The organism is Carnobacterium divergens (assembly GCF_900258435.1).
GTDB lineage: Bacteria > Bacillota > Bacilli > Lactobacillales > Carnobacteriaceae > Carnobacterium > Carnobacterium divergens_A.
In genome coordinates this window covers 667,452-689,035 of sequence record NZ_LT992558.1, presented here as the reverse complement: position 1 = coordinate 689,035, position 21,584 = coordinate 667,452, and the positions used below count along the sequence as shown (strand labels likewise).

Here is a 21,584-nt window from a genome sequence, read left to right as displayed (position 1 = left end):
CAGATCCTCTCCTTGTCTACTACTCCTCTAAACTTCCACCATTTGTGGCAATAACCTCTTGATACCAGTCAAAGGAATCTTTTTTAGAGCGATTGTATGTGCCATTTCCTTCATCATCTGCATCAACATAGATGAATCCGTAACGTTTTGACATTTGAGATGTTCCTGCGCTGACTAAATCAATCGGCGCCCAACTCGTGTATCCTATCAAATCGACCCCCTCATCAATAGCTTCTTTCATTTGTTGAAAATGTGCTTTAAAATAAGCAATTCGATAGGGATCGTGAATATGTCCCTCTTCAACCGTATCAACAGATCCCATTCCGTTTTCTACAATCATCAACGGTAGCTGATAGCGATCGTATAATTCAATCAAGGCAATTTTTAGTCCTTTGGGATCAATTTGCCATCCCCAGTCTGTTGATGGTAGATATGGATTTTTAACACCTAAAACAGTATTACCAGGAGTTCTTTCCGCTTTAGGATCTCCAGACTCTGCCATCGACATATAATAACTGAACGAAAGAAAATCAACCGTATTTTCTCTCAAAATTTGTCGTTCTTCTGGAGTTATTTTAATGTTAATTCCTTTATTTTTTAAAGCAACTTCAATCATTTTAGGATATTCTCCCTTCACTTGAACATCCGTATAAAAATTATTTTCTAAATTTTTCTTTAATGTAAGTTCAACATCAAGAGGATCACAAGTTAGTGGATAGGTCATTAACTTAGTCAACATACAGCCTACTTTGTTTTCTTGATTAATTTCATGCGCTATTTTTGTTACTAATGCACTTGCAACAAATTGATGATGCAATGCTTGATAGATTTCTTGCTCTTCTTTTCCAGGTTGACACTTGTCTGGCACAATCCCAGCTGTTGTAAATGGATGACGATGAATACTATCAATTTCATTAAACGTCAACCAGTAATCAACGTATTCACCAAATTCTTCGAAACAAACGGTTGCAAAACGAACAAAATCATCTATCACTCGACGATTGACCCATCCATTGTACTTTAAACTAAGAGATAATGGCATCTCGTAGTGGGACAGCGTAACAATTGGTTTGATTCCTAGGCGTTGCATCTCTTTAAATACACTACGATAAAAGGCGATTCCTTTTTCGTTTGGTTGTTCTTCTTCACCTGTTGGAAAGAGACGTGTCCACGCGATAGACAAACGTAAAGTTTTAAATCCTAGTTCGCTAAACAATGCCAAATCCTCTTTGTAGCGATGATAAAAGTCAATTCCTCGACGTTTTGGGTACCATTTGTCTGTTTTATCAGCCATCGCTGATTCAATTGTTGAAGTGGAAATATCCATATGAGCTGCATAATCTTTATTATCTACATGTGGTTTGTAACTAGCAATATCCGCTACAGATAAGCCCTTTCCATCAACATTCCAGCCCCCCTCTACTTGATTGGCAGCAATTGCGCCACCCCATAAAAAATTCTTTGGAAATGTGTTTTTAATTTTCATAATATCCTCCTATTTTCACGTTTTTTCTGTTATATAATTGGTACAATGGATAAGACATCCGTCTGGTTCGTAACCATCTCAGATTGATGAGACGTTTTAACCGTGTAGGCTTCCTTATTTGTTACAACACAGACAATCGTTGGATCAAATCCAGCTGATTTAATTTTTTCCAGATTGAATTCAATCAATTTTTGTCCTTTCACGACCTTATCCCCCACTTGTACAAATGCTTCAAATCCTTCTCCACCTAATTGTACGGTATTTAGACCAATGTGAAATAGAATTTCTGCTCCATTAGTTGTTTTAAATCCTAAAGCATGTTTTGTTTCAAATACCATGGTAATTTCACCGTCTTCTGGTGCAATCAATACATTATCGTCTGGAATGATCGCAAGTCCATCTCCCATTAACCCACTTGAAAAGACATCGTCTTTGACTTCACTCAAAGAAATAATTTGTCCTGCGACTGGACTGATTAATTGTTCAGCGTCTGTGTTAGAAGCTTCGTTGACCTCATCAGCTTTTTCTAATTCAACCTCATCTTTGTAGCTAACTAGTACAGCTATAAATCCAATTACAAAGGAAATACCTACTGTGACAAATGCCCAAATTAAGTTCATTGGATTTACTTTATCGACAAACATCGTAATGCTAGCTAAACCAGGTCCTACCAATGCAAAAGCTTTAATGGCCATAATCCCTGCAAAACTACCTCCGACTAAACTTGCAAACATCACACTATACAACACACGTTTATTTAAAATGGTTACGCCATATAAAGCTGGTTCTGTAATCCCAAAGAGTGCTGAAATTGCTGCAGATATCGCGGTAGAACGTAGCTTTTGATCTTTTGTTTTAATACTTACAGCAAAACAGGCCCCAGATTCCGCAATGTTATGAGCTAATGAAGCAGGTAAGTAAAGGAGTTCCGCTCCAATTTCACTTATTGAAGAAACAGCATATGGAATCATGGCTTTGTGCATACCCGTCACTACCATAAAAGGCAAGCCTGCTGCCAATACTCCTGTAGCAACCCAACCCAAGCGAGAATAAAGCCAAATGATTGCTGTAGAAAAAACAGTCCCAACATTATAACCTAATGGGCCTAAAACAAGTAGTGCGACTGGTACTGTAATCAATAAACTCATCATTGGAACAAAGAAAATTCGAATGGGCTTTGGTGAATAGTTGGTAACTAGTTTTTCTACCTGCGCATAAAATAATACCGTTAAAATTGCTGGAAACACTTGAGAAGCATAGGCAATATTCGTTATACCAAAGCCTAAAAAAGTAGCTCCTTCTGTCAATAAAGTAGACAGTTCTGGCAAAATCAGTGCCCCTACAGCTGATACGGCAACTAGCTGGTTTACTTTTAATTTATTTGCCGTTGTCATAGCAACCAAAATAGGTAAAAAATAAAGCGGTGCACCTCCGATTAAGTTAAGAATTTGGTAGGTCTGGCTTTGATCGCTCATTACTCCAGTAACAGAAGCAAGCAACAATAATGATTTTAAAATACCTCCACCAGCAATGGCTGGAATAAGGGGCTGAAAAATAGAAATAATAAAATCTAATATTACGGCTCCCCATTTTTGTTTTTCAGTTGAACTGCCTGATTCTGATAGTTCTCCTAACAAAGCTTTCATTTCATCGTAAACTTCAACAACATCATTGCCGATAATGACTTGACATTGAACATTTTGACGAACTCCAATGACGCCATCAATTTTTTCAAGTTTTTCAGTTTCTATTTTAGTATTATCTTTTAACGTAAAACGTAATCGAGTCGAGCAATGCTCAAGGTGTGATACATTTTCTTTTCCGCCAATTAGCGATAGAATCGATACAGCAGTTTCTTTATAGTTCATCACAATTTCTCCTTTATAAGTAGTTACGTAGTATTGGCCAAACACTACGCAAAAAAACAGGCAGAATCTAAATACTGCATTCATCAAAATGAAACTCTTTTTTGAAAAATACTTTATTTAGGTCCTGCCTGCATTACCAGTCACATGCCTGTTCTTAATTGTCTTTATGTTAGCATATGTTTTTTGAAAACGCAACCATTTTTTTAGCTGATTTATTATGTGAAAAAAAAACGATACAACCATCTATTTAAAGGTTGTATCGTCTTTTATAGCTTTATATGTCACGTTACTTCGCTACTCGTTTTAACACTAAATCTTTCCGCTTCCCTAAGAATAGTGGCACGTATTCGATTTCAACGTCACTTGCATTTAAGCCAAACCATTTTTCGGGTTCAACTGTATGACGTTTCAGCATAAGTTTCGCTTGCATTATAAAGGTTTCAAAGCTGTTTAATTCTGTTTCCATGGAAAGTTGTTCTTGAATCAAGATAAAGCGAAAATCGCCGACTTTACGTCCTGGAATGGTTGTATAGTTTCTTGATTGAATGTCTACTTCGCCACTTTCAACTAATTCTGTTACGATTTGTCGTAAGAATACATTGAGTTTTTGATTGACTCTAAACCCTAATTTCAGCTGAATTTTAATCATATAATCCGTTCCACCAATGTTGTCTACGGTGTACTCTGCAGTATAGGGTTCGTCTGTTACAACCACATTTACAAACCAATACACATCTGCGCGTTTTGGTCGTTTATCTAAGATAGAATACATAATTTTAGATTCTACTTGTCCGGGTTTGGCACAGTTGGTTAAATAAACTAAGTTTGTTGCATATTTTGTCCGATCTGCGTCATGAGTTAATTGCACCAACTGATCTTCATAATCTGCTAATGGAACATTTTCCAACAAGCGCATTTTAATTTTGTAGCTGCGAATGCAGATAAACATCACAAACAGAATAGCCAGTGCTATAATCACCGTCACAAAACCACCATGCATAAATTTAACGGCACTTGATAGGAAGAATGAAAATTCAAAAGCGCCAAAGAAAAGCAACATTCCCATTGCAACCCATTTTGGACAATGAATTTTAATCAAATAATTGTACAATAAAATAGTCGTCATCAACATAGTGACCGTAATGGCTAAACCATAGGCGGCCTCCATTCGATCAGAACTTCTAAAGAATAACACCACTCCTACGCACACTGCCCAAAGGATTGTATTGACTGTTGAAATGTAAACTTGTCCTTTTGAACTTGATGGGTAGCGACTGTGAAGACGTGGCAATAGATTCAATTTAATGGCTTCTGAAACAAGTGTATACGAACCAGAAATCAAGGCTTGTGAGGCTATGATTGCGGCTAATGTAGCGATTACGACACCATAAATCAAGAATTGTTTTGGCATCATTTGAAAGAAAGGGTTCATATCTTTCATTGCTAATAATCGAGGATCATTTTTGGCATCTAATAACCATGCAGCTTGACCAAAATAATTTAAAACTAGACTTAATTTTACAAAGCCCCATGTTGCGTAAATGTTTTTTCTTCCCGCATGTCCCAAATCAGAATACAACGCTTCTGCACCTGTTGTTGCTAGGAAAACACCACCTAAAATGAAAAATCCCATTTTATTTTCATCGCTAAAAAGAACTGCGATTGCATAGTGTGGGGACAATGCTCTAAACAACGTCACGTCTCTTGTAATATTCACAATCCCAAAAATAGCTAAGGTTGTAAACCAAACCATCATAATTGGTCCAAACATTTTCCCAACAGTTTCCGATCCAAAACGTTGAATTAAAAATAAGGCACTGATAATCGTAATTACAATTACGATAATTATATGTTGGTTTTCACCAAAGAACGAACTAAAGACCGGTATCTCTTTTAATCCTTCAATGGCTGACGTTACTGTTACCGCCGGGGTGAGCATTCCGTCTGCTAAGAGCGTGGCGCCCCCAATCATAGCTGGAACGATGAGCCATTTGGCTTGCTTTCGAACTAAAGTATATAAGGAGAAAATCCCACCTTCACCATGGTTATCTGCCCGTAACGTAATTAAGACGTATTTAATGGTTGTTAAAATGGTAATCGTCCAAAATACGAGTGAAACTGAACCTAAAATAAAGTTTTCGGAAATATTAGCTAAACCACCATTTCCTTTTACAATAGCTTTCATTACATAAAGTGGTGACGTTCCGATATCGCCATAAACAACACCTAACGCAACTAAAATTCCACCTAGTGTTACTTTGTTCATATGACTTCTTCTGTCATGATTTACTTCCATTTTTCTGATCCTCTTTTAATTGAATTTTGACTTGCTTTGTGAATTTGAAACTTTCCTTGAAACCATTTCGATTTGTTTTATTGATAATAGCATTCCTGAAATCTAAGCTTGATTATACCAAATATAAAAATAATAACAATCATCTTTTCAACTTTATTTTTACCGAAAAATTATTAAAAAAAATTTTAGTTCAGCCCTTTTTAATGATATATCATTAAAAAGAAATACAACATTTAACAAACACCTTACAAACCTTTTATAGATATGTTAAAATAGTTGTATTGATATATCAAATAAAACAAAAAGAGAGGTTTTATTATGCTAGAGTCTATTGACACACGACAAGGTACTCATAACAGTCACAGTTTTTCAAATGGAAATACCTTACCTTACACAAGTTTGCCTTTTGGAATGAATCATTATGTTCCGCAAACCAATCATGAATCTAGTTGGTTTTTCAATCCACTTCACCGCACCTTTCAAGGAATTCGAATTAGCCATCAACCAAGTCCTTGGATGGGCGATTTTGCACATATCTTAATGACACCGGTTACAGGAACCTATTTAAAAGGAGATGTGTTTAGCTATCAAAGCTCCTATCGACCTGAAGAAGCTATTTTTCAACCTCACTATTTAAAAATAAAGCAACAGCGCTATCAAATTACAACTGAATTGACCCCTACTGAACGCGGCGCCAGTTTAAAACTAACCTATCCACAAAAAGATGATCCTGGCTTTATTTTACAAGCACCTGGCAAATCCTCTTATCAACTTGATGTTGAAACTTCGACGTTAACCGGTTTTATTTCAAATTTCTCAGGTTGTTTAGATGAACATTTTAAACTCTACTTCACAATGACTTTTGATGCTTCTATTGACTTAGCTAAAACGGGCTACTTTAATGGCGATGACTTTATCTCAGCTACTGAATTAAACGGGCAAGATCAAGCTTTTATTCTTCGCTTTTTGACATTGTCGAATCAACAGGTATCTATTAAATTAGCCACTTCTTATATCAGTATTGAGCAGGCTCAATTAAATTACCAACGTGAACTAGCTGAACATTCATTTGCAGCTTTAAAGACCCTTGCAGCAGATCGTTGGACTCATTATCTATCTAAAATTGAGGTTCAAAGCTCCAATCAAGAACAGGTGAAAACTTTTTACACTTGCTTGTACCGAATGTTTTTATTTCCACAAAAATTCTACGAGCTTACATTAGATAATCAACCGATTCACTACAATACAACTACTAAAAAAGTCGCTAATGGTATTTTGTACACAAATAATGGTTTTTGGGATACTTACAAAACCGTCTACCCTCTCTATTCTTTGATTGCTCCTACTGAATATCAAGAAATTTTGGAGGGTTTGCTCACTTCCTATCGCGAAACAGGCTACTTACCTAAATGGCTTTCACCTGATGAACGCGGACTGATGCCAGGAACCTTGGTAGATGCTGTTATTGCTGACGCTGCAGTGAAAGGTCTCGTTAATCAAGTTCAACTAGAAGAATTTTTATCTGCCATGCTCCATGCTGCTACGACTCAAAGTAACGATCCAAATTATGGTCGAAGAGGGACAACCGATTACCTGAAATATGGCTACGTTCCACTGGATCATCATGAAAGTGTGAACCACACCTTGGATTATGCGTATAGTGATTTTTGTATTAGCCAAGTAGCTGATTTATTAGGAAAAACCGAGTTGGCTAAAACGTACCGCTCAAATGCTTTAAATTATCAAAATTTATTTGATCCTGCTTCTGGCTTGATGCGGGCGAAAAATACAAAAGGGGAATTCAGACCACATTTTAACGATCTGAACTGGGGTCTTGATTACGCAGAAGGCAGCGCATGGCAAAATAGTTTTGCTGTCTACCAGGATTTTGCAGGTTTAATCAAGCTTTATGGCTCAAAAGAAGCCTTCTTCAAAAAAATAACTGATTTGTGCAACCAACCGCCTGAATTTGATGTGCTTGGCTATGGTTTTGAAATTCATGAAATGAGTGAAATGGCCGCTGTTGATTATGGTCAGTTGGCTCTTTCAAATCAACCTAGCTTCCATTTGCCTTACTTGTTTAATTATGTAGGGCAACCTGCTTCCACTCAAGTTGTAGTGAAACAACTCATGACACGCTTGTTTAATAGCGGTTTTGATGGCTTTCCAGGGGATGAAGATAATGGGAGCATGTCTGGTTGGTTTGTCTTTAGTGCTCTTGGCTTTTATCCAGTAACGCCAGGTAGTGGGGAATATGTCCTTGGCATTCCATTGTTTGATTCAGTTAAGATACACTTGCCAAATGGAAAGGCTTTGACGATTGAAACAGACAATAACGTTCCCCAAGCAAATTTTGTTGCCAATTTGAAAGTGAATCAACAAGACCATCGCCCTCTATTTTTAACTCATCAAACCTTACTAGAGGGAGCAAGCCTTCATTTTACATTAGGACTAGCGCCAACTTACCATGACTATTCAACTAAAGAAGTTCCTTTCTCAATTTCTGAATCCAACTAAAAAAACATTGAGCTAATTGAATTAGCTCAATGTTTTTTTAGTTTAAACTCGGATAACGCTCACTAAATACCGCAACTGCCCCTACCAAATTCGCATCATTTCGATACACACAAGGGACCACTTGAGGGACAAAGTCTTTCAGCTCATTTTTAGCTAATAAGACTTCCATTCGCTGGTTGATTTCAGGATAAAGCTCTTCTTTTTTTGAAATTCCGCCACCAATAATAATCAATTCTGGATCTACTGTGAATTGTAAATTATACAGCCCGACTGTTAAATAGTGATAAAATTCATGAACAGCTTCCAAGGCATCTTCTTCTCCTTGATTGGCTCTTTCAAAAACCTCTTCCCCTGTATAGAGTGTTCCTTTTTTTTCTGAATAACGTTTCGCCATATTGGCTGCTGTTCCTAGCTCGCTAAAGCTTTCTCCACGATCCAAAATCATTAAACCAAATTCACCGCCATAAAGATGTTTCCCCTTTTGCAACTTCCCTTCCATGATTACTGCTCCGCCAATTCCTGTACCAATGACAACAAACAATACATTTTTCTTTCCCTTACCAGCGCCTTGCCACATTTCAGCTAGGGCAGCGCAGTTGGCGTCATTTTCAATTGTCACAGGTCGCTTAAAGCTGTGCTCAAAATGGGCTTTGATGGGAAAACGATGAATATAAGGAATGGCGCTGATTCCCCCAATTTCACCTTTTTGAGTGTCTACTGTGCCTGGTGCACTAATCCCAATACCCGCTATTTCATATTTTAATTCAAGCTCTTTTAAAACCGCTTTCATTTTTTCTTCTAATTCATCAAAAGAAGTTGGGGTACTAAAACTGCTGATTTCTTGCAACTGATTGTTTTCCCAAATTCCGTATTTCACTGCCGTTCCGCCTAAGTCAAAAGCTAAAATTGCCATCTACGTTCCTCCTAAAGAATTCGTTTCTTTTATTTTACATGATTCTATTAAATTCGCAATTTATAGCGAAAAAACACTATAGAAAATAGTGTTTTTTCACTCGTGTTTAATTGCCTTTTTGCCAACGATAGCTAATAATTTCATAAGGAGCTACTACTTTTGTCGGCTTAGCATCAGATATTTCTTCAATTAAATTACAAACATGAGGAATTTGATTAGGAATCGTTAAGTTAAACGTTGTTTGCTCATTTGTTAAATTATACACTCGTGTAACGATTTCAGAAGTAGCTTCATTTCGTTTAAAGGCCGTTAAGGCAACTTTTTCGCCTTCTAAATCCGCAAAACAATGGGTTAGCGGCAATGACCCTTGATGACGATCCGTTTGATACGTACTAAACGGAACTTGGAACGTCATTGCTTCATGATATGTCTGAACGGCATTCGCTGAGCCGTGGAAAGATAGGGCATACTCGACAACCTGTTCTCCTAGGCATTGCGCTTCTGGCGTTGGAAAATATCCCCAATCTCCAAGCTCTCCGACGCTACGTAATAGGGTTAAAGCAATGGTTGTGTCTTCAGGTAAAATTTCGTACTCATTTAAACCAAAATTAGCTACGGTTACACCTTGACGCTGATCTTTTACGTTCACAAAAGCATGCTGATGTTGTGCATTCGTTGGATTTTCCCACGCACTATCGGTGGTATTAGGTCTTTCAACAACTTCATAAATACTATCAGCATAATGAACCGTTGTCTCAATTCCTGTTGGGAAAAGAACACGAAGTCGATGATCTTTCATTTGGTTATCAAAGTGAGTGGTGAATTTTAGTTGTCTGCTACCTTTTTCTAATAAAATTTTAGTGGTTAGAGTAAACGGAGCAAGTTTTTTACTGCGTTCTGCTTTACGATAACGGAATTCAACAACCGCTTTTTGTTCTTCTTCTAAGCGCTCATCCATTGAAATTGGAATGTCCAATTGTTGGGTAACTTCAATTTCTCCATAGCTGGCTGTATTATTAAGAGTCTTGACTGTCGCTTGACTATTTTTAGAATAAATCGGTTGATCATTAGCAGGTTGTTTAAAAATGTATTCATTTCCTAAATCTCCGACATCTTCAAAATTCAATAAGTCGTGATAGGTGTGATTCGTTTCCTTATCAAGAACCGTCAAGATGCCATTAGAAGCAATCGTAACTTTAAGGTACTCATTTTCCATTGTGCCTTCGAGCTCGTTAATAAGTTCGTCTGACGCTTCTTGCAGATTTTTTTCTGTTTCTACTAACATAAATGTTTCCCAGCTCAAACCTGTCATGGCTTCCATTGGAATTTCAACTCGTGCATATCGTGCCATAAAGGGCTGTCTAAAGCGATCTTTTGGTAAATCGTATCCGAACTCAACTCCATCATCTTTAATTTCAGCTAAAACAACTTCTCCTTTGCTGTTTTTTACACTAAACGTAGGGAAATCTTCTGCTTTTAACGTTTGATAGAGGGTTTCTGGCAAACCACTAGCAAATGGCAAGCGTTTAATTTCCAAACGAATCGTTGCTAGACCTGTTTTTTCTGAACCATTCGTGTTAAATACAACAAATGGAATTCCATTTTCCGGTAAACTCGCTGTATCAATAGCAGCTATTAATTGGCGTGCTGCTTCATCGGCAACAAATTTTCCAACTTCATTGGCTTTTTCAAAACGTGGCATCATTTCCCGATGAACCTCATCCACACTACAACCACAGATACTATCGTGTGGATGGTTTTGCATCAATGTTTTCCATGCGTAACGCAATGAATCGTGTGGATACTCTTTTGTCACTTCATAAGCCATTGTTGCTAAAGGCTCTGCAATATTTTCTAATTGTCTTGAAACACGAGTATTCCATTGTTTTAAATAGATCCGTGCAGAAGCAGTGTTCGCCAACGTATACCAGCCGTCAGTCTCTTGTGAAGTCAATTCTCCAGTGACGGTACTTAAATCAGCAGGTAAGGCTTCTTTGAGTCCCGTTAAATACGTATCAAAATCAGTATGCACAAATTCAATCTCTGGATACAATTCATTGGCTACTGCGATGGCTTTTGATAAATCTTTTTGAACGGGTTGATGATCGCAACCATTCATCATTAATAGGTGATCCGTCGATGCATAGGTTTCTGCATCTGCTAATTTTTTCGCCCAAAAGGCTTTTGCGGCTTCTTTTTCAACTGGAATTTCATTTCCATTGCTGTACCAATTGGCAAACAATAGACCTAAAATCTTAGAACCATCTGGACCTTCCCACCACATTTCTGAGTATTGAGAAGCATATTTTTCATCATTAATCACTACATTATCAAAACCTGTTGGCTTCACTCCTCGACCAAATGCCGCAACATCTAGCCCAGCTTGCTTCATCATCTGCGGAGTTTGCCCCATATTTCCAAAAGTATCTGGAAAATAACCAAGTTGAACGGGTACTCCCCATTTTTTACTTTCATCCATACCAATCAGCATATTGCGGGTGTTGGATTCACTGCTCGTTAAGAAATCGTCTTGCAAAATGTAGAAGGGACCAATTTTTAATTTTCCTTCTGTAATGTATTTTTGGACTAATGCTTTTTTTTCTGGTCGGACTTGTAAATAGTCGTCTAAAATAATCGTTTGTCCATCTAAATGGAAACTGTCAAAATCAGGATCCGTTTCAAATAACTCAAGCAAATCATCCATTAATTCTACTAATCGCATATGGTGCTGTTCGTAGGGTAAATACCATTCTCGATCCCAGTGACTATGGGCAATAATTGATACTTTTTTCATGCTTTCCATTCCTTTCTACTTCTCGATTTGAATATCAAAGTAATCCATTACTAACTCGCAAAACATCATGTTTGCCCATGAAAACCACTCTCTAGTGTACTGATTTGGGTCATTAACATCAAAGCCTTCATGCATTAAATTCGTCCCGCCGTCTGTTGCAACTAGCGTATTTAAAATTCGTTCTTTTTCTGACTTATCAGAAGTCGTCAACCCTTCCATTGCCATCGCAATTGGCCAAATGTAGTTTTCTGGTGTGTGGGAGCTTCCGATTCCTTTCGCAAATTCACCTTCATAAAAGAAAGGATTCTCACTGCTCAACAGGGTTTTTCTGGTTGTTAAATAGACTTCATCTTCTGGCGAACAATAGCCCAAATAAGGAGCGGCTAATAAATTAGGCACATTGGAATCATCCATTAAGCTAGCATTTCCTAGACCATCTACTTCATATGCAAAAACTGTTTCACCTGCTTTATTCGTTGTTTTCCCATATTTTTCAATACCTTCTTGAATGGCTTCTCGTAAAGCTGTGATTCGAGGAATCAGTTCTTCTTCTTTTAAAATCGTCTCAAAAATTTCTTTTAAATAGTCCAAAACAACCACAGCAAACATATTAGACGGAACTAGGTAATGATAAATACAGCGATCATCACTTGGTCTAAAACCAGACCACGTCATACCTGTTGGCGCAACTTCTGTTCCTCGACCTCTATTTACTAACGTGTCTTCTTCTCTTGTAGTGTCGCGTTCAAATTGATACGCAGATCGATTATGATCTTGTTCAATTTCCCAGACTGTTAAAACTTCATTCACTGCTGCTTTAAACGTTTGATTGAATTGAGTGGTTCGGCCAGTTGCTTTCCATAATAAGTAGCTTAGTTGAAGTGGGTAGCATAAGGAATCAATTTCATATTTGCGTTCCCAAATCCATGGATTCATCTTCGTATGATCCGTTTGATGACCGGCGTGATTGGCTGTTTCGTTGAAAGCGTTTGCGTAAGGGTCTAACTGAATATAGTGAAATTGTTTTTCTACTAACCCTTCAATCATATCTCCAATATCTGAATCTTCTTTTGCGATGGCTAAATAAGGACGAACTTGCGCTGTTGAATCACGTAACCACATCGCTGGAATATCTCCTGTTAAAACAAAGGTCATTCCATCTTCTTGGCGTTTAACGGTTGTTAGCAATGTATTTGCAAAACAAGCGTTAAAATTCTCTGCCCAACGTGGATGCTCTTGGCACTTTTCTGTAATCGTATTCATAAAATTTTTAACTGATGTAGGGATTTCTTGATAAACCATTTTATTCGCTCCTCTTATATCATTTTTAGTTATATAACAATTATATGATATATCATTTATATTGTCTACACTTTCTACTGAATTTAACTAAAATCTCTTATTTTATTTCTTTCGCTTTCTTTTAACTGGAATAAATGATATATTAATAAAGCAAGAACTATACCATTTAAAACAACTAAGGAGCTTTTAAGATGAAAAAAGAACCTCTTTACAAAGTCATTTATCTCGACTTAAAAAACGCTATTTTAAATCAACACTATTCCTATGGGACGCAGGTTCCTACTGAAATGGAGTTAACTGAAACTTATCAAGTAAGCAGGATTACAGCTAAACGTGCTTTAATGGAGCTTGAAAGCGATGGATTAATTGAACGAACTGCCGGAAAAGGAAGCTTTGTAATCTACCAAAGTCAATCCCTTCCTCAAACGTATGAACTTGCTTTTATGTTGCCTTTTTCTCAAGCCGCAGGTTTAGAATATTACGTACAAGGGGCAACAGATTACTTAGAAAAAACACCCTATCAATTAACCATCCACGCAACTGAAGGAAGCCCTACGCGGCAACGTGAATTGCTGCAGAATTTAAAAGAAGATAAATACGACGGACTGATTATTTATCCAGAAAACCCAATCAATTCCATCGACTTACTTTACCGTCAGCATCTAAATGGCTTCCCAATCGTCATGCTGGATAAAAAGCTAGAAGGGACGGATATTCCTTCCATAACTTCAGATAACTTTAATGGAGGTGCGCTAGCTGCTAACTACGCCCTCAAAATGGGCCACACAAAAATCGCCTATTTGTCCACGATCGATTTGCTAGAAAACACTTCCGTTCGTGATCGTTACTTAGGCTATTTAAAAGCTCTCCACGACGCTAAAATTCAAGACTATTCAGATGGGTTAACAAATAAAAAATTCATCAAACAATTGGATGCTGCTTCCTTACAAGAATACCTTTTAGAAATTAAACGGACTGGCTTCACTTGCATTATTGCTGAAAACGACATTATTGCCATGCGTTTATTAGCAGAAGCTAAAAAACTCAAACTAGATATTCCAAATGATCTTTCGTTGATTGGCTTTGATAACATCCAAATGACTGATTTAGTTTCCCCACAGCTCACAACTGTCGAACAAAATTTTTATCAAATTGGCTTTTTAGCAGCCGAGTCTTTGGTTCAACAATTAACTGAGCGCGACAATACTAATCAAAAATTTTCAAAAATTGTTCCTGTTGCGTTGGTGGAAAGAGAATCTGTTCAAAAACAGACTCTTTAGATTAAGTTTAACGGGTTTGTTTACTTGAAACTAGTAACAAATTAAAGCGGTTTTTAGACAAATTATCGTTTTTTTTAATAGGATTCAATAAATAAAATCGGTGCAACCAAAAATGCAGTATGCTATCATAAAGAGTCTTAAATTAATAAGCATATATTCAATAAAAGGAGAATTACACATGACTACACAATCTGTTACTGAGCACAAAATAGTTCATCAAACACAAACATTTAAAAATTGGCTTATTGAGAATAATTGGAAACTTATTTCTATTATATTTATTTATCAAATGGCTATTCTTTCTATTGGAATTGTAAATTTCCCATATATTGACGATGTGTCTCGACAAATACATGGAGATACTAGCTTTGCTTGGTCGTATTCTCGATGGGGGAGTGAACTAGCATCGTGGGCCGTTCAAGGTAGTCGACATCTCACAGATATGGGTCTAACAACCCACATTTTAACTGGGTTAATTCTAGCTACTTCTAGTATCCTTGCGGTATATATATTAAATAACAAAAAAATGGATTGGGTTCCTTTAATTTCTTCATCTTTGATTGGTCTTAATCCATGGTTCTTAGAATGCATTAGTTTTCGCTTTGATAGTCCTTACATGGCACTAAGTATTCTTTTTTCTATTTTTCCTTTTCTGTGGTGGAAAGGAAATAAGAAATATTTCTTTTTCTTATCAGTAATAGGAGTATTTTTGATGTGTAATACTTATCAAGCTTCTTCTGGTGTCTACATTGTTATGGCATTAGCGTTATTTTATAGAGATACTTTAACGAATGTTCCTTTCGGTCAATTATTCAAAAAACTTTTTCTTGCAGGTGTTGCATTTGTAATTGCAATGGGTGCTTACGCTATTGAAATGAAATTCAACCCCGCCTTAGCAGAACGAGGTGGTATATTTTCCACTTCAAATATAATTGATCTACCTGTAACTTTTGTTAAAAATATCTATATTTATGGCTCTACTATTTATCATCAAAGTGCCAGTATTTGGATATTGTTTTATTTGATTTTTATTATTCTATTTACAGTATCAAGTATTGTACGTTCTGAAACTTCCATTTTGAAAAGCTTTACGTTTGCATTACTTTATCTCGGAATTGCCTTTATTTTTAGCTACGGTGTTTTCCTTATATTTACAGAACCTCTAGCAACTGCAAGACCTCGCTACATGCATGGATTTGGCGCTTTTCTTGGTATATCACTAATATTGATGACAGCTAAATCGAAAAATAAACCAATTAATTTTATTACAAAACTTATGGCCCTTTTGTTTATGTACTATATGCTTTCATTCCCGTTCACTTATGCATCAATGTTAAGCTACCAAAAAGATTCCTTTGAAAGACAAAGTACTATTTTAACAACAGACTTAAAAAATATTGTGAACGATGATCGGAAGAACGTATTAGTAAATGCATTATTTAAAGATTCTCCAGTTGTTCTTAATAGTCAAAGTAATTATCCGATTTTAGGTAGTTTAGTTCCTAGTAATTCAGCACCTTATTGGCCAAATTTTGTTTTATTTAATACCTATTCAAATTTAAATGTAAATATTGAGCCCTTTGATTTTTCTGATTTTAAAAAAACAGATAAAAAATTAGAAATAACAAATGCCTACTATGATATTTATACAAAAGGAAATAAAATATTTGTCTTTATGAAATAAATATCATTCATTTAAATTAATACAACTAAAAGCACTAGATATTTAAGGAATCCTTAAATATCTAGTGCTTTTTAGTTGATCATTCGTAAAAAAATATCATTTCCGATTCAAATAATGTTCTCTAAATTCCTTCGGTGAAACGCCACACTTTTTCTTAAAGTTCTTATAAAAATAACCGGAGCTTTGGTAGCCCACGTTTAAGGCAATATCATTAATTGGATCCGTTGAATGCAGTAAGAGATTTTGAGCTAACTTAATCCGGTAGTCGTTTAAGTAAGTTGAAAAGCTTTTTTTCGTTTCTTTTTTAAATAGCTGTCCTAAGTACATCACGTTGACATGTAATTTTTTTGCAATCATTTTTAAATTCAAATCTTCACGGTAGCTCGTTTGGACTAGTTCAATCACTTGTTGCGTAATGGGACTGTAGATAACTAAATGCTCATCTAATTCGATTATTTGAAGCATTTCTAATAAGATGTTTTCTACATCTTTTAGTTTTTTAGCCTGATTCACCTCATTTATTTTTTCTTGAAAAAGGGTGTTTTCAATGAAGGTAAATTGTAAATGAAGGTGCATTAAGAGTAAATTAGCATGCTGTTTCACCATTTTTGGTTGTTCCACATTTTGCTCAAAATGGGTTAAAATTTCTTGCATGGCTGCTTTAATTTTGGTCAAGTCTTGCAATGCTAATACCTCTGTAAACTGTTTAAAGGACTCCGGTAGGAATTGGCTTGATTTCTCCTTTTCTACGATTAAAATATCCTTATCATAGAAGGTGAAGGTCTCTAATTTCCCTTTAGCTGTTTGATAACTTCCTCCTACTTCCTCCATCGTTGCAACAACGGTTCCTTCAAAAACCAATACGTTGTCTTGCATTTTAGTAGTTAAGTCAAACATCAATTCGTCTTTTCGAGAATCCATTACAATCACTGCCAGTTCAGTTTCAGAAACCATGAAAAATAAATAGTGACTGTTTGAAAGCAATTCTTTTTTTAAGCTCTCTTGTTCTTTTGGTTTAATTTTAAAAAGTACTACTTGATAATTCTCGCTAACGATTGTTCTTCCGCTTGAAGTAGCCCACCTATTTAAGGCGTCATAATCAACGGTATTTAGTAACCAATCATTTAGCATGCTCCGATACAGCAAGTCTTCATTTTGAAAATTTTCTTTTTGAGAATCCAGTTCATTAATTAGTTTTAATAAGGTCTCTTTTAGTTCGATTTTATCCACTGGTTTCACTAAATAATTGGCAGCTCCCAGTTGCATGCCCTCCTTAATATAGTCAAATTCTTGGTAGCCTGAAAGAATAATTGTTTTAAATTGTTGATTTAAGCGTTGGGCTTCTTTAATAAATTCTATCCCTGATAAAAGTGGCATGGTCACATCCGTTAGGACGATATCCACTGGATTGGCAACTACAAAATCAAGTGCCTCTTGACCATTTTTAGCAGTACCTACGATGGTCAAATTTAAGCTTTCCCAGTCAATTAGTTTTTTTAATCCCATCAAAATCATATACTCATCGTCTACAATTAACACTTTATACATAAGCAAGCTCCTTTAAGTTTGTTCTCCTTTGTCTTTAAAACGTATGACAATCGTTGTTCCACCATTTTTGGTTGGGAAATACTTCATATGGTAGGATGAGCCGTAATACAGTCTTAGCCGTGTGTTCACATTGTGAATGCCTACTGAATTGACTTTTACCTCATGATTAAAAGCCAAGGCTTCATTGATTGCTCCATACTGGATTTCAGACATTCCTAAACCATTGTCACTGATTTTAATTACAATCTCCTCGTTTTCACGATAGGCCTTCACTCCTATTGCATTTTCCATTTTTAAATAATCGATGCCATGTTGGAAATAGTTTTCAATTAGAGGTTGAATCGCAAATTTTGGAATAGGTAAGCTTTTTATAGATTCTTCGATTGAAAAAGAATAGGCGATGCTTTCTGGGTAACGCATTTGGTAAAGGTAAACGTATTTTTCACAAAATTTCAATTCATTTTCTAATGTGACTGTTTTTTCTTGTGAAATATTATTGCGTAACAAGGCTGCAAAATTGTATACAACCTCTGCCAGTTCATCTGCACCTTCACTGACAGCAGACATCCGAATGTACTCTAGTGTATTATACAAAAAATGAGGATTGATTTGCGATTGTAACGCTCGCATGTCCGCATCTTTTTGTTTGATTTCCAGCTCATAGATATCCTTTAAATAGGTTTGAATGCTATCTAACATCTGGTTGATTCCAATCGAGATTTGTTTCATTTCAGCTTGCTTGTGATTGACTTCAATCCGATTCTCGATTTTACCTTTGGTAATTTCATTGATTGATAGTAAAATATCTTCTACTTGTCGAACATACTTTCCAAATAATTTAAAAAGTGTTAGCAGTAAGATACTATCAATGATCAAACTAAATAAAAACAACCACAGAAAGCTTTTAGCTGACTTTAAAAATACTGATTTTTTAGGGACAAAAGTATAAATTTGATACCCTTCTTTTGTTTTTAATTGTGTCATAAAATACGATTCTTTTAGTTTCGATGGTTGAATTTTTGAATGATCGTTCATTTGTTGAATTAGTTCTGATTCTAGTGGAGAATCCTTTTCTTTTGTTTTTCTTGAGTAGATCAAGCGATTCGTGTTTGAAAAAATAAAGGTTTCCGATTCTGTTTGTTGGCTATTATTTGTAACAGCTTTGTTAAATTCCTCTACACTCAATGATAAATAAAACGTACCGATATATTTTGATGTATCTGGATTGTTTAATAATTTTGGAATCATTACTCCGGTGTCTTTTGGAAATTCCTCCAGTTTGATGCCTTGCTTGTTAGTCAAAGTTGATGAATACACTTCCTTAAATTCATTTAACGAAATAGCAACAGATTGAATGGATTCGTCTAAGTAATACATGTGTTCAATTTCTTTGGGTAGGTAAATATACATGTTATAGTCTTGACTGATGTCTAAGGTATAACTAAGATACTGTTGATAGTCCAGTTGGAAATAGCGATATAAATTCTCGATGCGTAAAGGATTGGATGTCAACTCTGTCGCCATACGTGCGGCCTTTTTTTCATCTTCAACTAAAATGGCATCGATTCGATTGGAAATATCTACTGTAACCTGTTTGGCTTCTTCGTTGTTCTTCTTAGAAATGGTATAACTAACGACTAAAGAGAAAACAGTGACGCCAACAATCAAAATCATTGAGTATATTTTTAATAGGGAGTAAATTTGATTCTGTTTGCTTTTCATCACACTTCTCCTTTCGCCATTAAATGGATTCAATCTTTAAACGATTAAAAATTTTAGTTGTTACTTGATTGACAACCGCAACGCTTAAGCCGACACTGATAAATAAAATAAGTCCAGGATAACGATAAGTAATCGTCCAAATCACAACTAAACAAATTCCTGCAACTAGGCATTCTTTTAAACTTGTAAAAAATGTGATAAATGCTAATTTTAAAGTATTAGATAGATTGATTTCATACGTAACCGTTATCAGTATACTTAAAATAAAGACATTTATCATTAAAAATAAGACAGCTATAATCAAAAAGTCAATTACCACAAAGATAAATCCCTGTGTTTGAACTGATAGATATAAATTTAATAACAAAAATAAAATAGTACTTCCAAAAATCAACATCATTTGGTTCCCTCTAATAATATACGCTTTAAATAGCGCCCAACTTTTTTTCCAGGTTAATTCTTTATAATTCCAAGCTGCTTCTTGATGAATCTCCGTTAAGGTCAAGAGAGCTGGCACAAAACCAACTACCATTAAGCCGCTTAAGCTTAACCCCCAGAAGTACAAGCTCAATTTAATTAAATAGTACACTCTGTTAAAACCTGTTTCTAGTCCTTTTGCTATCATATTTGTATACTCCCTCTAATAAAATGCAAAGAGACCCGTCAATAACTGACAGGTGCTCTTTTGCATGTTCTTATTTTTTTGATTTGTTAAATTCATCAAATTGTTTTTGCATTTCTGCTTTTACTTTTTCAAGCCCAGCACCGTTTAATTTTTGATTCATTTCTGGTAGAGCTTTATCAGGATCCAATGTTCCGGTGTGCAATCCATCTAAATATTGACTCATGACATTATTGATATTGGTTAATTCTGTTTTCACATTATCCGTTACAAAATTAAAGCCAAGTAATGGAGATTTTTCAGCATTTTCAATGCTGTCTTTTCTTTTCTCGATTTGTTCATCTGTAATTGATTTTTCAAGGTAAACAATTTCATTGTTTCCTGTATTCCATGCAGACATATGATTTTTTGGTCCATATGCTTTTAATAACTCAACGCGATCATTGTCTAATTTTTTCCAAGTTTCGTCTTCAATTCCGTAAACTAAGCCATTTAATAATTCAGGATCAGAGTTTAATAGGTTTAAAAGTTCAACTGATTTTTCTTTGTTTTTAGAATTATTTGATACTACGAAGTTTGCCATACGTGCATTGGCAGTATTTTTGATTGGACTTGTAATCGGTCTAGATACGATTGGTTTTTGAGCCGCTCTTGTTAATAAAGTATCGCCGTAATCGTATGGGCCTTGTGTTTCAATACGAGCAAACCATGTGTCTGATTCTAAATTATAGTCTGTGTTGCTTGTTGCGGCATCTTTTGCCACATAACCTAACTCATAGAATTTGTGCATTGTTTTTAGGTCTGGAATCACGCCATCCCCAGTTTCATATGGGTTAATGATTTTTGTTGTATCCCCATGAATATCTACTGCCAACGGAACTTTATCGTCCATTACGTATTCAATATCACGGATGACTCTCCAGCCAGATCCGGCCGCTACAGGAACGACATTCGGTTCTTTCTCTTTGATTACTTTTAACATTGGTTCCATATCTGCCAATGTTTTTACATTTGAAACATCTAAGTTGTATTTATCTAGGAACGTTGAGTTAAATGATAAAACTTGTTGTGCATACACGTTGCCATTAACTGGCATTGCGTAAAGCTTTCCATTCACAGTATTTCCTTGAATATAAGCTTCATCTAACATGTCGTAGCTTTCTTTCGCATACTTAGGGAGCATATCTGTTAAATCAGCATAGGCCCCTTTTTGAGCGTTTGCTACATAGTTTTTCGCTAATGCAATATCATAGTTTTCACCTGATGAGGTAATCACTGACATTTTCTTTTCATAATCGCCCCAACCAATGTATTGTAAATTCACTTTATAGCCAATCTTATCTTTGATACGCTTATTCGCAACTTCCATCAATTGATCGTAATTTTCTGGCTTGTCTCCAATTTGATACATCAATAAAGTTTTGCCATCATCATCTTTTGTGGCTTTTCCAGCATCCCCTTTTAAGCCACCACAACCTGCCAACACGCCTCCAAGAAGTGCAAATGCTGCACCTGAGACCAACATTTTTTTGAACGTTTTGTTCATTTTAAA

13 protein-coding genes are annotated in these 21,584 nt (G+C 35.8%); 3 read left to right on the top strand and 10 right to left on the bottom strand.

The window, feature by feature from the left end:
• Positions 1-19: 19 nt before the first annotated feature.
• The 3 genes from CDIMF43_RS03690 to CDIMF43_RS03680 all read right to left on the bottom strand — a co-directional run bounded on the left by CDIMF43_RS03690 (position 20) and on the right by CDIMF43_RS03680 (position 5,650).
• Positions 20-1,486, bottom strand: a complete 1,467-nt coding sequence (locus CDIMF43_RS03690) for a glycoside hydrolase family 1 protein (protein WP_109841216.1) — start codon at positions 1,484-1,486, stop codon at positions 20-22.
• A 29-nt stretch (positions 1,487-1,515) separates the two neighbouring features.
• Positions 1,516-3,354 carry a beta-glucoside-specific PTS transporter subunit IIABC gene (locus CDIMF43_RS03685; protein WP_109841215.1) on the bottom strand — a complete coding sequence of 613 codons (1,839 nt, stop codon included), beginning with the start codon at positions 3,352-3,354 and terminating at the stop codon, positions 1,516-1,518.
• Positions 3,355-3,640: 286 nt separating this feature from the next.
• Positions 3,641-5,650, bottom strand: coding sequence for a KUP/HAK/KT family potassium transporter (locus CDIMF43_RS03680; protein WP_109841214.1), 2,010 nt, complete (start codon positions 5,648-5,650; stop codon positions 3,641-3,643).
• Between the two features lie 315 nt (positions 5,651-5,965).
• Here CDIMF43_RS03680 and CDIMF43_RS03675 point away from each other — a divergent pair, with 315 nt between their 5' ends.
• On the top strand, positions 5,966-8,167 hold the full coding sequence (locus CDIMF43_RS03675; protein WP_199198182.1) for a GH92 family glycosyl hydrolase: 2,202 nt from the start codon (positions 5,966-5,968) through the stop codon (positions 8,165-8,167).
• A 37-nt stretch (positions 8,168-8,204) separates the two neighbouring features.
• Here CDIMF43_RS03675 and CDIMF43_RS03670 read toward each other — a convergent pair whose 3' ends face one another.
• The 3 genes from CDIMF43_RS03670 to CDIMF43_RS03660 form a co-directional block, all read right to left on the bottom strand.
• On the bottom strand, positions 8,205-9,080 hold the full coding sequence (locus tag CDIMF43_RS03670) for an ROK family protein (protein WP_109841212.1): 876 nt from the start codon (positions 9,078-9,080) through the stop codon (positions 8,205-8,207).
• A 106-nt stretch (positions 9,081-9,186) separates the two neighbouring features.
• Positions 9,187-11,874: an alpha-mannosidase gene (locus CDIMF43_RS03665; protein WP_109842328.1), complete on the bottom strand. Its 2,688-nt coding sequence runs from the start codon at positions 11,872-11,874 to the stop codon at positions 9,187-9,189.
• A gap of 15 nt (positions 11,875-11,889) precedes the next feature.
• Positions 11,890-13,176: a glycoside hydrolase family 125 protein gene (locus tag CDIMF43_RS03660; RefSeq protein WP_109841211.1), complete on the bottom strand. Its 1,287-nt coding sequence runs from the start codon at positions 13,174-13,176 to the stop codon at positions 11,890-11,892.
• A gap of 191 nt (positions 13,177-13,367) precedes the next feature.
• Between CDIMF43_RS03660 and CDIMF43_RS03655 the strand changes: the two genes are divergently transcribed.
• Positions 13,368-14,456, top strand: coding sequence for a GntR family transcriptional regulator (locus tag CDIMF43_RS03655; RefSeq protein WP_074402257.1), 1,089 nt, complete (start codon positions 13,368-13,370; stop codon positions 14,454-14,456).
• A gap of 178 nt (positions 14,457-14,634) precedes the next feature.
• On the top strand, positions 14,635-16,140 hold the full coding sequence (locus CDIMF43_RS03650; protein ID WP_074402256.1) for a glucosyltransferase domain-containing protein: 1,506 nt from the start codon (positions 14,635-14,637) through the stop codon (positions 16,138-16,140).
• A gap of 96 nt (positions 16,141-16,236) precedes the next feature.
• Here the strand turns inward: CDIMF43_RS03650 and CDIMF43_RS03645 are convergent, their stop codons facing one another.
• The 4 genes from CDIMF43_RS03645 to CDIMF43_RS03630 all read right to left on the bottom strand — a co-directional run bounded on the left by CDIMF43_RS03645 (position 16,237) and on the right by CDIMF43_RS03630 (position 21,578).
• Positions 16,237-17,688: a response regulator transcription factor gene (locus CDIMF43_RS03645; protein ID WP_109841210.1), complete on the bottom strand. Its 1,452-nt coding sequence runs from the start codon at positions 17,686-17,688 to the stop codon at positions 16,237-16,239.
• A gap of 12 nt (positions 17,689-17,700) precedes the next feature.
• The gene (locus CDIMF43_RS03640; RefSeq protein WP_109841209.1) at positions 17,701-19,410 is read right to left on the bottom strand and encodes a sensor histidine kinase; all 1,710 of its coding nucleotides are present in this window, start codon (positions 19,408-19,410) and stop codon (positions 17,701-17,703) included.
• 19 nt (positions 19,411-19,429) lie between these two features.
• A complete protein-coding gene (locus CDIMF43_RS03635; protein ID WP_074402253.1) occupies positions 19,430-20,035 on the bottom strand; it encodes a DUF624 domain-containing protein in 606 nt (201 codons plus the stop codon).
• A gap of 70 nt (positions 20,036-20,105) precedes the next feature.
• On the bottom strand, positions 20,106-21,578 hold the full coding sequence (locus CDIMF43_RS03630) for an ABC transporter substrate-binding protein (protein ID WP_074402252.1): 1,473 nt from the start codon (positions 21,576-21,578) through the stop codon (positions 20,106-20,108).
• Between the last annotated feature and the right edge of the window lie 6 nt (positions 21,579-21,584).

Excerpts from the sequence above, each read along its gene's own strand:
- CDIMF43_RS03655 (WP_074402257.1), top strand. The coding sequence starts at position 13,368 with ATGAAAAAAGAACCTCTTTACAAAGTCATTTATCTCGACTTAAAAAAC.
- CDIMF43_RS03635 (WP_074402253.1), bottom strand. The coding sequence starts at position 20,035 with ATGATAGCAAAAGGACTAGAAACAGGTTTTAACAGAGTGTACTATTTA.
- CDIMF43_RS03665 (WP_109842328.1), bottom strand. The coding sequence starts at position 11,874 with ATGAAAAAAGTATCAATTATTGCCCATAGTCACTGGGATCGAGAATGG.
- CDIMF43_RS03660 (WP_109841211.1), bottom strand. The coding sequence starts at position 13,176 with ATGGTTTATCAAGAAATCCCTACATCAGTTAAAAATTTTATGAATACG.
- CDIMF43_RS03630 (WP_074402252.1), bottom strand. The coding sequence starts at position 21,578 with ATGAACAAAACGTTCAAAAAAATGTTGGTCTCAGGTGCAGCATTTGCA.
- CDIMF43_RS03670 (WP_109841212.1), bottom strand. The coding sequence starts at position 9,080 with ATGGCAATTTTAGCTTTTGACTTAGGCGGAACGGCAGTGAAATACGGA.
- CDIMF43_RS03680 (WP_109841214.1), bottom strand. The coding sequence starts at position 5,650 with ATGGAAGTAAATCATGACAGAAGAAGTCATATGAACAAAGTAACACTA.
- CDIMF43_RS03690 (WP_109841216.1), bottom strand. The coding sequence starts at position 1,486 with ATGAAAATTAAAAACACATTTCCAAAGAATTTTTTATGGGGTGGCGCA.
- CDIMF43_RS03645 (WP_109841210.1), bottom strand. The coding sequence starts at position 17,688 with ATGTATAAAGTGTTAATTGTAGACGATGAGTATATGATTTTGATGGGA.
- CDIMF43_RS03650 (WP_074402256.1), top strand. The coding sequence starts at position 14,635 with ATGACTACACAATCTGTTACTGAGCACAAAATAGTTCATCAAACACAA.
- CDIMF43_RS03640 (WP_109841209.1), bottom strand. The coding sequence starts at position 19,410 with ATGAAAAGCAAACAGAATCAAATTTACTCCCTATTAAAAATATACTCA.
- CDIMF43_RS03685 (WP_109841215.1), bottom strand. The coding sequence starts at position 3,354 with ATGAACTATAAAGAAACTGCTGTATCGATTCTATCGCTAATTGGCGGA.